Below are 14,486 nucleotides of genomic sequence, written 5' to 3' on the forward strand. Positions count from 1 at the left end.
CGCGGGTTGAACAGGATCGACTTGGCCCAGCCCTCGCCGGCGCCGAGCACGTCGCCGAAGGAGAATCCGCCGCAGGCGGCGAAACCCTTGAAGTCCTTGAGCGCCGCGCGTCCGTCGATGACGTCGCTCATGGTCACGTCCACAGCGGTGAAACCGGCGCGGGTGAAGGCTGCGGCCATTTCCACCTGGCCGTTGACGCCCTGCTCGCGCAGGATCGCGATGCGAGGGCGCACGCCGGTGTGGATCCACGGCGCGGCGACATCCTCGGACGGATCGAAGGACAGCTTCGGCGACAGGCCGGGATCGGCGAAGTCGAGCCGCGCCTCGCGCTCGGCATCGGCGCCGGCGGGGTCGTCGCGCATCGCCTGGATGGCGTGCGTCACCGACCACCAGGCGCCGAACAGTTCCTGCCAGCCCCACTCGGCCAGCACCTGCGCGCCGTCGCTGACGCGCACCACTGGCGCCGTGGTCGGGCGGCCGATGCGCTGCGCGCAGTGCGTGAGCTGGTGGCGGTTGACGAGGTCGGCGAAGGCCACGCGGTCCTCCGCGGCGACCTGCACCACCGCACCCAGCTCTTCGTTGAACAGCGTGGTGAAGGGATCCTCGCCCCAGCCCTCGAGGTTGATCTCGAGGCCGCAGTGGCCGGCGAAGGCCATCTCGCACAGGGCGGCGAAGGCGCCGCCGTCGGAGCGGTCGTGGTAGGCCAGCAGCAGGCCGTCGGCACGCGCCGCCTGCACCAGCGCGAAGAAATCGCGCAGGCGCTCGGGCTCGTCGAGGTCGGGGCTGGCGCCGCCGAAGGCCGCGTGCACCTGGCCCAGGATCGAACCGCCCATGCGCCGGGCGCCGGCGCCCAGGCCGATCAGCCAGAGCTCCGAATCAATGCTGCGGTCGAGCACCGGCACCAACGTCTGGCCGGCGTCGGCGACGCGCGCGAACGCGGTGACCACCAGCGACACCGGCGACACCGACTTCTGCGGGCCTTCCGGCGCCTGCCACTGGGCCTGCATGGACAGCGAGTCCTTGCCGACCGGGATGGCGATGTCGAGTTCCGGGCACAGCTCCATGCCCACGGCCTTCACCGCGTCGAACAGCAGCGCGTCCTCGCCCGGGAACGAGGCGGCCGCCATCCAGTTGGCCGACAGCTTCACTTCCGACAGCGAGGCGACGCCGGCGGCGGCCAGATTGGTGATGGCTTCGCCGACGGCCATGCGCGCCGAGGCGGCGGCGTCGATCAGGGCCAGCGGCGTGCGCTCGCCGATCGCCATCGCTTCGCCGGCGGCGGTATTGAAGCCGGTCAGCGTGACCGCGACGTCGGCCAGCGGCAGCTGCCAGGGGCCGACCATCTGGTCGCGCGAGCACAGGCCGCCGACGCTGCGGTCGCCGATGGTGACCAGGAAGTTTTTCGACGCGACCGTGGGGTGCGACATTACGCGCAGGCCGGCTTCGCGCAGCTCGAGCTTGCCGACGTCCAGGCGCGGCCAGCGCGGCGCGGGCACGCGCTGGGTGTCGCGGTGCATGCGCGGCGAATTGCCGAACAGCACGTCCATCGGCAGGTCGATCGGCAGGCTGCCGTCGGGCGCCTTCAGCACCAGCCGCTCCTCGGCGGTGGCGAAGCCGACCACGGCGAACACGGCGCGCTCGCGCCGGCAGATCGCCTCGAAGTCGGCGATGCGGTCGGCGGCGACGCCGAGCACGTAGCGTTCCTGCGCCTCGTTCGACCACAGCTGCATCGGCGACAGGGAGGGGTCGTCGCTGGGGATCCTGGCCATCTCGATCACGCCGCCGACGTTGGAGTCGTGCAGCAGCTCGGGGATGGCGTTGGACAGGCCGCCCGCGCCGACGTCGTGCGCGGTCAGGATGGGGTTGCGCTCGCCCTGGGCGAAGCAGCGGTCGATCACTTCCTGGCAGCGGCGCTGCATCTCGGGGTTCTCGCGCTGCACCGAGGCGAAGTCGAGGTCTTCCGAGCTCTGGCCGGCGTCCACCGACGAGGCGGCGCCGCCGCCCAGGCCGATCAGCATCGCCGGGCCGCCCAGCACCACCACGGCGTCGCCGGGGCGCAGGTCGAGCTTCTTCACCTGGCTGCGGTCGATCGCGCCAAGGCCGCCGGCCAGCATGATCGGTTTGTCGTAGGCGCGGGTCAGGCCCGGCTGGTCGGTGGGCTGCTCGAAGCTGCGGAAATAGCCGGCCAGCGCGGGGCGACCGAACTCGTTGTTGAACGCGGCGGCGCCGATCGGGCCCTCGGTCATGATCTCGAGGGCGGTGGCCATGCGCGGGTTCAGCGGGCGCTCGGCTTCCCACGGACGCGGCAGCGACGGGATGCGCAGGTGCGAGACCGAGAAGCCGGTGAGGCCGGCCTTGGGCTTGCCGCCGCGGCCGGTGGCGCCCTCGTCGCGGATCTCGCCGCCGGCGCCGGTGGCCGCGCCCGGGAAGGGCGAGATCGCGGTGGGATGGTTGTGGGTCTCGACCTTGATGCAGAAGGCGGAATCCACCGGCGCGCCGTGGCCGTACTCGGCGCTGCCGGGGTCGGCGCGGAAGCGCGCGGCCGGATGGCCCTCGACCACCGCGGCGTTGTCCTTGTACGCGGTCAGCGTGAGCTGCGGCGACTTCGCGTGCGTGTTCTTGATCATGCGGAACAGCGAGAGCGGCTGCGGCTCGCCGTCGATGGTCCAGTCGGCGTTGAAGATCTTGTGGCGGCAGTGCTCGGAGTTCGCCTGCGCGAACATCATCAGCTCGGCGTCGGACGGATCGCGGCCGAGTTCGGCGTAGCGGGCCTGCAGGTACTCGATCTCGTCCGGCGACAGCGCCAGGCCCAGGCGCAGGTTGGCCTCGGCCAGGGTGGCGGCGGGGATGCGCTCCAGCGCGCCCGGGGCCAGTTGCACGAACAGCTTCGCGGCGTCCTCGCGCGCGGCCAGCAGCGACTGCGTCATCGGATCGTGCAGCGCACGCGCCAGCTTCGGCCAGCGCGGGTCGCCGGCGGGCGGCAGGCCGGCGAGGTCCAGGCGCAGGCCGCGCTCCACGCGCTTCACGGCCAGGCCGGCACCCTGCACGATCTCGGTGGCCTTGCTCGACCAGGGCGACAGCGTGCCCAGGCGCGGCACCACGAAGCGGGACTGGGCGCCGTCGGCAAGCGGCTCGCTGCCCGTGCAGCCCTCGAGGATGCGGCCGAGCGCCGCCAGGTCCGGCGAGGCGCCGGATTCAGGCTCGACAAAGTAGGCATGCCAGGCCCCGGTGACCCGGAGGCCGTCGACGATCTGCTGCAGGCGGTTCTGGAGACGGTCGCGCCGGAAGGGCGACAGGGCCGGCAGGCCCTCTAGGACGATCATGTCCGCACAATTCCGTGGGAAACGAGCGCCGTATTGTAGAGCAAGACCGGGCCCGCGGCCCGGTCGGGTCGCTCCGCCGGGCTCAGCCCGCGGGCTTGGCCGGCTTGGCGGCCTTGGCGGCGAGGTCGTTCAGGCGGGACAGCATGGCCTCGGGCTCCAGGTAACCGCCCAGCTGCACGCCGTCGGGGGTGTAGATGGCCGGGGTGCCGTCCAGGCCCATGCGGCGGCCCAGGTCGTAGTCCATGGTCACCGGGTTGGTGCAGTTGGCCTTGGGCAGGATCTTGCCGGCCTTGGCTTCCGTCAGGGCCCGGTTGCGGTCCGGGGAGCACCAGACGGCCACGGCCTGCTCGAAGGACTCCGAGCCGATGCCGCCGCGGGGGTAGAACAGGTACTCGATGGTGATGCCGAGCTTGTTGTAGTCGGCCATCTGCTCGTGCAGGCGGCGGCAGTAGCCGCAGTCGATGTCGGTGAACACCGTGACCACGTGCTTGGGCTCGGCCGCGGCGAAGACGATGCGGCGGTCGGTGCCGATGGTGGCCAGCAGGTCCTTGCGGATCACCGCCTCGCTGGCGCCGGTCAGGCTCTCGCGCGCGGCGATGTCGAACAGGGTGCCCTGGATCAGGTACTTGCCGTCGTTGGAGACGTAGATGACGCGGCCCTCGAGCACCACCTCCTGGTAGCCCGCGATCGGCGAGGCGGCGATCGTGCCGATCTCGGCGCCGGGCGCCAGCGCCTCGAGCGCGGCCCGGACCTTGGCTTCGGTGCCGGCCGGGGCCGTTGCGGCGGTGGCCGCGGCGGCGGCGGGCGCGGCGGCGGGCGCCCCGGCAGGCTGCGGCTCGGCGGCGCAGGCGGTGAGGCTGAGCAGGAGGGCGACGGGCAGGGTGCGACGGATCATTCGGGGCGTCCTTCGGAATCAGTGCGGCTACGACCGCGGCCGGGGCGGGAAGTTCGCCGATTGTGGCACGGGCGGCGCGGCTTCAGGCACGGGGGTGGTGCTGCTGGTGCAGGCGTTTGAGGCCTTCACGCGCGACCAGGGTGTAGATCTGGGTGGTGGACAGCGAGCTGTGCCCCAGCAGCATCTGCAGCGCGCGCAGGTCGGCGCCGTGGTTGAGCAGGTGGGTGGCGAAGCTGTGCCGCAGGCCGTGCGGGCTGGCCTTGGCCGGGTCGATGCCGGCCAGCAGGGCCAGGCGCTTGACCACGTTCCAGAACTGCTGCCGGCTGATGGCCTCGCCGCCCCGCCCCAGGAACAGCGGCGCCGCCGCCCGGCCGCCGGCCAGCGCCGGGCGGGCCTGCGCGATGTAGCGCTCGAGCCAGTGCTGCGCCTCCTCGCCCAGCGGCACCAGGCGCTCCTTGCTGCCCTTGCCCATCACCCGCACCACGCCCTGGCGCAGGTTCAGCGCGGTGGCGGGCAGGTTCACCAGTTCGCTCACGCGCAGGCCGGTGGCGTACATCAGCTCGACCATGGCGCGGTCGCGCAGCCCGGCCGGGGTGTCGGTGTCGGGTGCGTTGATCAGCGCCTCGACTTCGCTTTCGGACAGCGCCTTGGGCAGCGAGCGGCGCAGCTTGGGCGGATCGAGCAGCGCCGTCGGGTCGGCCTCGCGCAGGCCCATCCGCACCTGCTGGCCGTAGAAGGCGCGCAGCGCGGACAGCAGCCGGGCGTTGCTGCGCGCGGCGTAGCCGTCGGTGGTCCGGCGCGAGAGGTAGTCGTAGAGCACTTCGCGATCAACGCCGGCGAGGTCGCGGCCGCGCGTGGCCAGCCAGCGCGCCAGGCCCTCGAGGTCGCGCCGGTAGCTGTCGAGCGTGAGCTTGGACAGCCCGGACTCGGCCCAGGCGCGGTCGAGGAAGCCGGCGATCGCGCGCTCATCCTGCGGCGCCGCCGGCGGCAGCGCCTGGGCACGTGCGCGACGGTCGGCGGGGCGCGAGGAAGGCATCGGGACAGCTTAGCGAGGCCCCGCCGGCGCCGCTATGCTGTGCGCATGAATGATGCCGCCGCCCCCGTCGCCCGCCCCGCCAACCTGGCCTGGCGCGTGCTCGCCCTGGTCTACGACGCGATGCCGAACATCGCGCTGTGGTTCGCCGTGAGCGGCCTGGCGCTGCTGCTGCGGCCCAGCCACGAGGCGTTCGCGCCGTGGAGCGCGGGCCAGTTGGTGCTGTGGCTGGCCTGCGCGGGCGTCAGCGGCCTGTATGCCGTGTGGTCGTGGCGGCGCGCCGGGCAGACGCTGGGCATGCGGCCGTGGCGGCTGAAGGTGACCACGCCCGACGGCCGCCTCGCGACGGCGAAGCAGCTCTGGCTGCGCTACGCGGTTTCGATCGTGTCGCTGGGCGCCGCCGGCCTGGGCTTCCTGTGGTCGCTGGTGGACCGCGACCGCCGCACCTGGCACGACCTCGCCAGCGGCACCGTGCTGGTGCGGCTGCAGCGCTAGCCGCTACTCGCGCCGCGCGAACAGGCCCCAGCACAGCACCAGCAGCGCCACCGGCGGCAGCAGGTAGGCCAGCCGCGCATCGAAGTCGTAGACATCCGACAGGCTAACCACCAGCCGCTGCGCCAGCAGGTAGGCGACGCCGATGACGATGGCGGTGAACAGCCGCTTGCCGAAGCCGCCCGAACGCAGCGAACCGAACGCGAACGGCAGCGCCGCCAGGCACAGCACCGCCACGTTCACCGGGTAGTACCAGCGCGCCCAGTAGGCGTTCTCGAAGGCCTTGGCGTCGAGGCCGTTGCGCTCCATGTATTCGATGTTGCGCTGCAGTTCGGCCGCGCTGAGGTAGCGCGGCCGCTTGGCGGCCGACGCCAGGGCGTCGGCGTCGAGCGCGGTTTCCCAGCGCTCCTCGGCGATGGTTTCGCTGGAGACGGCGCGGCCCGTGAAGCGCACGCGGGTGACGTCGCGCAGGCGCCAGCCGTCCTCGCGGTGCTCGGCGATCCGGGCCTCGGCCAGCGACACGAGCCGGCCCTCGTCGTCGAACTCGAACAGCCGCACGCCCTGCAGTTCGGTCCAGGCGCCGTCCTCGGATTCGCGGCGGGCGCCATCGCGGGCGTTGAGGTAGCTGTTGCCTTCGCGCAGCCACAGGCCCGACAGGCGGGCCACCACCATGTCCCCCGACTTGGCCGCGTTCGCCACCGCCTGCGCGTTCTGCTCGCCGCGCGGCGCGATTGTCTCGGCGTTGACCATCATCAGCGCCGTGAGCAGGCCCAGCGACAGCAGCGCGCCCAGGCCGATGCGCAGCCGCGACATGCCCGCCGAGCGCATCGCGGTCAGCTCCGAGCGCGCCGACAGCCCGCCCAGGCCGAGCACGCAGCCGATCAGGGCCACGGTCGGGAACAGTTCGTACATGCGCCGCGGCACCGTGTAGGCGGTGTAGAGCACGGCGTGGCTGAGCGTGTAGCCGCCCTCGCCCACCTCGTCGAGCTCGTTGAACAGCGCCGTCATCAGGTCGAAGCCCAGCAGCACCGCCCAGGTGGCCAGCGCCGTCAGCAGCACCGTGCGCGCCAGGTACAGGTCGATGATGCGCGGGCGCAGGCGGGCGATCATGCCGGCACCGGGCGCGGGCGGCGCAGGCGGCCGTCGGTGCGGAACAGCCACCCGGCCAGCAGCGCCATCGGCAGCAGCAGCCACCACAGGCCGGCCCAGGCCGGCAGCGCGCCCGTGGCCAGCCAGCCCTTGCCCAGCATCAGCAGGGCCATGGCGTTGATGTAGATCAGCAGCGCCGCGAGGATGCGGCCGTAGCGCGCCTGGCGCGGCTCGCCGCGGCCCAGCGGCATGGCCAGGAAGCCCAGCGCCAGCGTCAGCAGCGGCGTGGCGATGCGCCAGTGCAGTTCGGCCCGCGCGGCGGCGTCGGTTTGCGCCAGCAGCTCGCGGGTGCGGCGCGCCTCGATCTCCTCGGCCTCGGCCTCGACCTCGCGGTCGGGGATGCGCAGCTCGTTCTGGTCGAAGCGCATCAGCCGGAAATCCTTGGCCGCCGGCGTGCCCTCCACCCGGAAGCCATCGCGCAGGCGCAGGAAGCGGCCGGTCTCCTCGTCGAAGAAGATCTCGCCGTCGCGGGCGGTAATCACGTCGAGGCGGCCATCGCGCTCGGTCTGGACGAACATCTGCCGGAAGCGCGTGCCGTCGCTACTCAGCTCGCCGACGTAGAGGATGCCGGCGCGCCCGGGCAGTTCGAGGAAGCGCCCCGCCTCGAGCCCGGCGACCAGGAAGCTGCGGTTGGCGGTCTCGATCATGTCGCGGGCGATGCGGGCGCCGGCCGGCGCCAGCCACAGCGAACTCAGCGCGACGATCACGGCCACCGGCAGCGTGACCATGAGCAGCGGCCGCCACAGCTTCTGCGGGCCCAGGCCCACCGAGGACAGCACGGCCATCTCGCTGTCGCCATACAGGTGGCCCACGGCCAGCAGCAGGCCGACGAACAGCGCCAGCGGCATCAGCAGGGGCAGCACCTGCAGCGAGCGCAGGCCCAGCTGCGACAGCAACAGCGCCGCCGGCACCTGGCCGCGGGCGATGTCGGACATCAGGTCCACCAGCAGGCCGCCCAGGCCCACCATCAGCAGGATCGCGGCCACGGCGGCCACGCTGAGGACGAACTGGCGCAGCAGGTAGCGTTCGATCAGCAGCAATGGGGCGTCCTGGCCGGGGCGGGAGTGGGCGTGGGGCTGAGTTGCTAGAATCGCGGGGTCATCACGGCGGGCCGCCACAATTGGCAGGCCTGCCCCGAATCCCCTTCGATTGTACGGAATCCCAGACCATGGCCCTCGAATTTCAACTGAACCACGCCGATCCCGCCACCGCCGCCACCGATTGCCTGGTGGTGGGCCTGTTCGCCGACGGCCGCTTCGCGCCCTCGGGCCAGGCCGTGGACAAGGCCAGCGGCGGCAAGCTCGCCGCCCTCGCCGCCCGTGGCGACCTCTCCGGCAAGACCGGCCGCACCGCCCTGCTGCCCGACGTGCCCGGCATCGCCGCGCCGCGCGTGCTGGTGGTGGGCCTGGGCGAGGCCGGCAAGTTCGGCGTGCCGCAGTACCTCAAGGCGGTCGCCGACGCCGTGCGCGCGCTGCGCACCGGCCCGGCCGACAGCGCCCTGCTCACCCTGCCCGAGATCGCGGTCGGCGGCCGCGACGCCGGCTGGAACGTGCGCCAGGCCGTGATCGCCGCGGACCACGCCGCCTACCGCTACACCGCCACCCGCAGCAAGAAGGACGAGCCGGGCCTGGCGAAACTGGCCGTGCTGGGCGCGGACGCGCAGCGCGCCGACTTCGCGCGCGGCCTCGCAATCGCCGCCGGCGTGGAGTTGGCGCGCGAGCTGGGCAACCTGCCGCCGAACATCTGCAACCCGGGCTACCTGGCCGACACCGCCCGCAAGATCGCCGCCGAGCACGCCAACGTCGAGGCCGAGATCCTCGAGCGCGCCGACATGGAGAAGCTGGGCATGGGCTCGCTGCTGGCCGTGGCCCGCGGATCGGCCAACCCGCCGCGCCTGATCGTGCTGCGCTACACCGGCGCGGGCAAGGCCAAGCCGCATGCCCTGGTCGGCAAGGGCATCACCTTCGACACCGGCGGCATCAACCTCAAGGTGCAGGGCGGCATCGAGGAAATGAAGTTCGACATGTGCGGCGCCGCCACCGTCATCGGCACCTTCGCCGCGGTGGCGAAGATGCAGCTGCCGGTGAACCTGGTCATGGTGGTGCCGGCGGTCGAGAACATGCCCGACGCCGACGCCTACCGCCCCAGCGACATCCTCACCTCGATGTCGGGCAAGACGATCGAAGTCGGCAACACCGACGCCGAGGGCCGCCTGATCCTGTGCGACGCGCTCACCTACGTGCAGAAGTACGAGCCGCAGGCCACCGTCGACGTCGCCACCCTCACCGGCGCCTGCGTGGTCGCCCTGGGCAAGTTCGCGGCCGGCCTGATGAGCAAGCACGACGACCTGGCCAACGAGCTGCTGGAAGCGGGCGACACCGTGTTCGACCGCGCCTGGCGCCTGCCGCTGTGGGACGAGTACCAGACCCAGCTCGAGTCGGCCTTCGCCGACGTCTACAACATCGGCGGCAAGAACGCCGGCGCGATCACCGCGGGCTGCTTCCTCGCCCGCTTCACCGAAGGCCAGCGCTGGGCGCACCTGGACATCGCCGGCGTCGCCAATGGCGACGGCCGCAAAGGCCTGGCCAGCGGCCGCCCGGTCGGCCTGCTGACGCAGTGGCTGATCGACCAGGCCGGCTGAGATGGCGCGCGCCGATTTCTACCTGATCGGCAAGCCACGCTTCCGCGAGCAGCCGCTGCTGCTCGCCTGCGAGCTGGCCCGCAAGGCCAGCGACGCCGGCCTGCCGATGCTGGTGCTGTGCGCCAGCAGCGCGCAGGCCGAGATGCTGGACGACCTGCTGTGGTCCTTCGACCCGGATGCCTACGTGCCGCACCAGATCGTCGGCGCGGACGAGGACGAGGACGAAGTGCCGGTGCTGATCGCCGCGCCCGAACACGATGCGGCGCTGCGCCCGCTCGTGCTCAACCTCCGCGACGAGGCCGTCCCCGACGGCTTCGACCGCGTGCTGGAAGTCGTCCCCGCCGATGACTCCGCGCGCGGCCCGCTGCGTGAACGCTGGAAGCAATACGTGGCGCGGGGATTGGATGTCGCGAAGCACGATATGTGAGGCGTGGGGGAAAGCAGGAAATAGTGAAGAGAAGGTAGGAGATAGTGAAAAGCGTTGCGACGGCGCGCTAGCGCGGAGGCCCATTTTTTTCAACCAGTCCTCGGCCCCTCACCACTATCTCCTACCTCCTCTTCCCTATTTCCTGCTCCCGTACGGCTCTCCCCCCACCGCCCCCGGCCTTCAACGCCCCGCCAACACCGCCTCCACCTCATCCACCGCCTTCGGCACGGCATCCGTCAGCACCTCGTGCCCGGCCTTCGTCACCAGGACGTCGTCCTCGATGCGGATGCCGATGCCCTGCCACTTCGCGGGGACGCCCTTGGCGCCGGGGGCGATGTAGAGGCCGGGCTCGATCGTGAAGACCATGCCGGGCTCGAGCTCGCGGTACTCGCCGGCGAGCTTGTATTCGCCGACGTCATGCACGTCCAGGCCCAGCCAGTGGCCGGTCTTGTGCATGTAGAACTTCTTGTAGGCGCCGCTGGCCAGCACCGACTTCAGCGAGCCCTTGAGCAGGCCCAGCGACAGCAGGCCCTCGGACAGCACTTCCACCGCGGCGTCGTGGCCGGCGATCCAGGGCTGGCCCGGGCGGGCCTTGGCCAGCGCGGCGTGCTGCGCCGCCAGCACCACCTCGTACAGCGCGCGCTGCTCCTTCGAGTAGCGGCCGTTCACCGGCCAGGTGCGGGTGATGTCGGAGGCGTAGCCGGCGTACTCGGCGCCGGCGTCGCAGAGCAGCAGGTCGCCGTCGGCGGTGGGCGCGTTGTTGTCGCGGTAGTGCAGCACGCAGGCGTTCGGGCCCGAACCGACGATCGGCTCGTAGGCCGCGACGGCGTTGTTGCGGCGGTACGTGAACTGCAGCGCGGCCTCGACCTCGTACTCGCGGCCGCCGGGGCGGGTGGCGAGCATCGCCGCACGCTGCGCCTCGCAGGCGATGCGGGCCGACTCGCGCATCAGCTTGAGTTCGGCCGCGCTCTTGAACAGGCGCAGCTCGTGCAGCAGGTGGCCCAGCTCAAGGAACTCGTGCGGGGGCTGCACGCCCTGGCGCACCTGCGAACGCACGCGGTTCACCCAGCCGATCAGCTTGAGGTCGAACTCGGTGTCGCGGCCGAAGTGGTAGTAGACGCGCGAACGGCCTTCCAGCAGGCCGGGCAGGATCTCGTCGAGGTCGGCGATCGGGTAGGCGTCGTCGACGCCGAAGGCCTCCACCGCACCCTCCGGCCCGGCGCGCGGGCCGTCCCAGGCCTCGCGCTCGGGGTCGCGCTCGCGGCAGAACAGCAGCGCCTCGCCGTGCTTGCGGCCCGGCACCAGCACCAGCACCGCCTCGGGCTCCGGGAACCCGGAGAGGTACCAGAAATCGCTGTCCTGGCGGTAGGGGAAATGCGTGTCGTGGCTGCGCACGCGCAGCGGCGCGCTGGGCAGGATGATGATGGCGTCGTCGTCCGCCATGCGCATGAGCTGCTTGCGGCGGCGGGCGAACTCGGCGGCCTTGATCACGGTCGCCTCAGTTGAGCTTGCGGCGGTGCCGGGGACCCAGCACGCAGTCGCTGTGCAGCAGCATCACCGCGACCCGGATGAACTCGGACACTTCCTCGAGCGCGGCGGCATCGGCCTCCGGGTCCTCGTAGCTGAGGTCGCTGGCGGCGATGCGGGCGATGTCGCCGAGCGCTTCCTCCGATTCGTCCGACAGCGGCGGCTTGGCGCCGGCGGCCAGGCCGAAGCCGCCGAGGAAACCGCGGCACCAGGCCACCAGGCCGTCGCCGCGCTCGCTGACCGGGTGGCCTTCGGCGGGCAGCAGGAGCTCGAACTCGAAATCGGGCGATTCCAGCTGGCGGGTGCTGGCCGAGTACAGCCGGTCCAGCGCGCCGTCCGCTTCCGGCGCCGACAGCAGCGGATCGGCCATTACCTGCGCGAACCAGGTGCGGCGATCGTGCTTGCCGCCGCCCGACAGGTAGCCACACAGCGAGCCGTGCAGCTCGCAGGGTTCGAGACCGGCCTCCAGGCCCTGGAGTTCGGCGACGAGTTCGGCGTGGTCGGGCAACTGGGCGTCTGGCATGGGATCGGGGCTGGCGGGGTGGCCGCATTCTAGCAAGGCCCGCCGGCGCCGGCCGGACGGCGCTTGTGGCGGTGTTAGCGCCACCCTACACTGCCGTAGTTCAGGGGTGATCGTAATCAGGGGAAATCCGGGCCCAATGGCGCGTTCGCGAATCAGTGGCATGCGTCCGGGGCGAGGCCTCGCGGCCTTCAGCCTCGGGGCGATGCTCGCGCCCGCGGCCGTCCATGCCCAGGCCCCGCACGCACCGGGCTCCGGCTTCGCGCTCCAGCTGGTGCTGTTCGCCATCGCCCTGTTCCTGGGCTGGCTGCTGTGGCGGGTCTGGACCCACCGCCGGCGCCAGGAAACGTCCCTGCTCGGCGAGATCCGCGAGCGCGAGGAGCGGCTGAACCTGGCGCTATGGGGCTCCGGCGACGAGTTCTGGGACTGGAACATCCGCGAGAACAGCCTCTATCGCCTCGGCGCCAACCAGCTGCTGGGCCAGGGCAGCCGCGAGGAGCTGAGCACCGACGACTGGCGCACGCACTCGATCCACCCCGAGGACCTGCCGCGGGTGCAGAAGCTGCTGCAGGAACACATCGTCGGCCACACCGACGTGTTCGAGTCCGAGCACCGCATCCGCAACGCGCGCGGCGAGTGGGTCTGGGTGCGTTCGCGCGGCAAGGTGGTCGAGCGCGACGCCAGCGGCAGCCCGCTGCGCATGGCCGGCACCGCCCGCGACATCACCATCATCCGCCGCGCCGAGCGCGAGCGCCGCGTGGCGCTGGAAGTGCTGCGCTCGATGAGCGAAGCCGTGGCGGTGATCGACCTCGACTTCCGCTTCATCTCGGTCAACCCGGCCTTCTCGCGCATCACCGGCTACAGCGAGGAAGAGGTGATCGGCCAGAACAGCCGCCTGCTCGACTCCAGCCAGCACAGCGCCGAGTTCTACCGCCGCGTGCGCGACGTGCTCGAGCGCACCGGCCACTGGGCCGGCGAGATGTGGCAGAAGCGCAAGGACGGCGAGGAGTTCCTCGGCTGGATCGAGATGAGCGAGGTGCGCGACGCGATGGGCCTGCGCAGCCACTTCGTCGCGGTGGTCAACGACATCACCGACAAGAAGCGCGCCGAGCAGGAGCTGCGCTACCTCGCCAACTACGACACCCTGACCGGCCTGCCCAACCGCGCGCTGCTGAGCGAGCGCCTGGGCCGCGCCATCGTGCGCGCGCGCCGGCAGGAAACGCGGGTGGCGGTGCTGTTCCTCGACCTCGACCGCTTCAAGGACATCAACGATTCGCTGGGCCACGCCGCCGGCGACCGCCTGCTCAAGGCCGCGGCCACGCGCCTGCAGGCCACGGTCGGCGCTTCCGACACGGTGGCGCGCCTGGGCGGCGACGAGTTCACGGTGGTGCTGGAGGACGTCGAGTCGATCCCGGCGGTGGAGCGCATGGCGCGCGAGATCCTCACCGCGTTCTCGATGCCGCTCGAGGTGGACGAGCGCCACGACGTGTCGATCACGCCGTCGCTGGGCATCAGCCTCTACCCCGACCACGCGCTGGTGCCGACCGACCTGCTGAAGTATTCGGACACGGCCATGTACCAGGCCAAGGCCGAGGGCCGGAACACCTACCAGATCTACAACGAAACCATGGACGCCGAGTCGCGCCGCCGCGCCACCGTGCTGGCCTCGCTGCGCAAGGCGCTCGACCGCGGCGAGTTCCGGCTCGTGTACCAGCCGCGCATGGCGCTGGCCGACGGCCGCATCACCGGCGTCGAGGCGCTGCTGCGCTGGCACAGCGCCGAGCTGGGCGAAATCCCGCCGACCGTGTTCATCCCGCTCGCCGAGGAATCGGGCCTGATCCTGCAGATCGGCGACTGGGTGCTGAGCGAGGCGCTGCAGACGCTCAAGCGCTGGCGCGGCCACGGCCTGAGCGAGATTTCGATCGGCATCAACGTCTCGGTGCTGCAGCTGCTGCGCGGCAACCTGCCGCTCACGCTGCGCAGCCTGATCCACGACCTGGGCGTGCCGGCCAACCGCATCGAGCTGGAAGTCACCGAGTCGATGGTGATGCAGAACGCCGAGCAGACCACCCACGTGCTCAACGAGCTGCGCAAGCTCGGCATCACGCTCGCCATCGACGACTTCGGCACCGGCTATTCCTCGCTGGTCTACCTCAAGCGCCTGCCGATCGACACGCTGAAGATCGACAAGGAATTCATCGGCGACCTCACCCGCGACCCCGACGACGAGGCCATCACCGCCACCGTCATCACCATGGGCCACTCGCTGGGCCTGAACGTGATCGCCGAAGGCGTGGAGAGCGAGCAGCAGCTGAGCTACCTGCGCGAGCAGGGCTGCGACGAGATCCAGGGCTTCTGGCTGTCGCCGCCCCTGGATTCGCACCGCTGCCTGGCCTTCATCCGCAGCTGGCAGCCCGGCACCGTGGCCGCCATCCCGGCCCCGTATTGACCCCTTCCCCCGCCCCGCCTAAGGTGGCCG

11 protein-coding genes are annotated in these 14,486 nt (G+C 71.6%); 4 read left to right on the plus strand and 7 right to left on the minus strand.

Annotation, left to right across the window (positions count from 1 at the left end; translation table 11 throughout):
- The 3 genes from purL to xerD form a co-directional block, all read right to left on the minus strand.
- Positions 1 to 3,323 (minus strand): phosphoribosylformylglycinamidine synthase (gene purL / locus VFV21_RS00940; protein ID WP_329667697.1); only part of this gene is annotated, 3,323 nt, incomplete at its 3' end.
- 82 nt (positions 3,324 to 3,405) lie between these two features.
- A complete protein-coding gene (locus tag VFV21_RS00945; RefSeq protein WP_329667698.1) occupies positions 3,406 to 4,218 on the minus strand; it encodes a thioredoxin fold domain-containing protein in 813 nt (270 codons plus the stop codon).
- Between the two features lie 82 nt (positions 4,219 to 4,300).
- Entirely contained in the window at positions 4,301 to 5,254 is a 954-nt protein-coding gene (gene xerD, locus VFV21_RS00950) for a site-specific tyrosine recombinase XerD (RefSeq protein WP_034210765.1), read from the minus strand.
- Between the two features lie 45 nt (positions 5,255 to 5,299).
- On the opposite strand from xerD, the gene VFV21_RS00955 reads away from it, so the two are divergent.
- Positions 5,300 to 5,746: an RDD family protein gene (locus VFV21_RS00955; RefSeq protein WP_329667699.1), complete on the plus strand. Its 447-nt coding sequence runs from the start codon at positions 5,300 to 5,302 to the stop codon at positions 5,744 to 5,746.
- A gap of 3 nt (positions 5,747 to 5,749) precedes the next feature.
- Here the strand turns inward: VFV21_RS00955 and lptG are convergent, their stop codons facing one another.
- Both lptG and lptF read right to left on the minus strand, forming a co-directional pair.
- On the minus strand, positions 5,750 to 6,853 hold the full coding sequence (gene lptG, locus VFV21_RS00960; RefSeq protein WP_329667700.1) for an LPS export ABC transporter permease LptG: 1,104 nt from the start codon (positions 6,851 to 6,853) through the stop codon (positions 5,750 to 5,752).
- Entirely contained in the window at positions 6,850 to 7,932 is a 1,083-nt protein-coding gene (lptF, locus tag VFV21_RS00965; protein WP_034210759.1) for an LPS export ABC transporter permease LptF, read from the minus strand. The genes lptG and lptF overlap by 4 nt, the downstream gene beginning before the upstream one ends.
- 128 nt (positions 7,933 to 8,060) lie before the next feature.
- Between lptF and VFV21_RS00970 the strand changes: the two genes are divergently transcribed.
- Positions 8,061 to 9,533: a leucyl aminopeptidase gene (locus VFV21_RS00970; protein WP_329667701.1), complete on the plus strand. Its 1,473-nt coding sequence runs from the start codon at positions 8,061 to 8,063 to the stop codon at positions 9,531 to 9,533.
- A 1-nt stretch (position 9,534) separates the two neighbouring features.
- Positions 9,535 to 9,960, plus strand: coding sequence for a DNA polymerase III subunit chi (locus tag VFV21_RS00975; RefSeq protein ID WP_034210755.1), 426 nt, complete (start codon positions 9,535 to 9,537; stop codon positions 9,958 to 9,960).
- A 180-nt stretch (positions 9,961 to 10,140) separates the two neighbouring features.
- Here VFV21_RS00975 and VFV21_RS00980 read toward each other — a convergent pair whose 3' ends face one another.
- Both VFV21_RS00980 and VFV21_RS00985 read right to left on the minus strand, forming a co-directional pair.
- The gene (locus VFV21_RS00980) at positions 10,141 to 11,451 is read right to left on the minus strand and encodes an aminopeptidase P N-terminal domain-containing protein (RefSeq protein WP_329667702.1); all 1,311 of its coding nucleotides are present in this window, start codon (positions 11,449 to 11,451) and stop codon (positions 10,141 to 10,143) included.
- A gap of 7 nt (positions 11,452 to 11,458) precedes the next feature.
- Positions 11,459 to 12,010 carry a UPF0149 family protein gene (locus tag VFV21_RS00985; RefSeq protein WP_329667703.1) on the minus strand — a complete coding sequence of 184 codons (552 nt, stop codon included), beginning with the start codon at positions 12,008 to 12,010 and terminating at the stop codon, positions 11,459 to 11,461.
- A gap of 160 nt (positions 12,011 to 12,170) precedes the next feature.
- On the opposite strand from VFV21_RS00985, the gene VFV21_RS00990 reads away from it, so the two are divergent.
- Positions 12,171 to 14,456, plus strand: a complete 2,286-nt coding sequence (locus tag VFV21_RS00990; RefSeq protein ID WP_329667704.1) for a putative bifunctional diguanylate cyclase/phosphodiesterase — start codon at positions 12,171 to 12,173, stop codon at positions 14,454 to 14,456.
- The last annotated feature ends 30 nt before the right edge of the window (positions 14,457 to 14,486 follow it).

This window comes from Arenimonas sp., from assembly GCF_036275555.1.
In the GTDB taxonomy this organism is placed as follows: Bacteria; Pseudomonadota; Gammaproteobacteria; order Xanthomonadales; family Xanthomonadaceae; genus Arenimonas.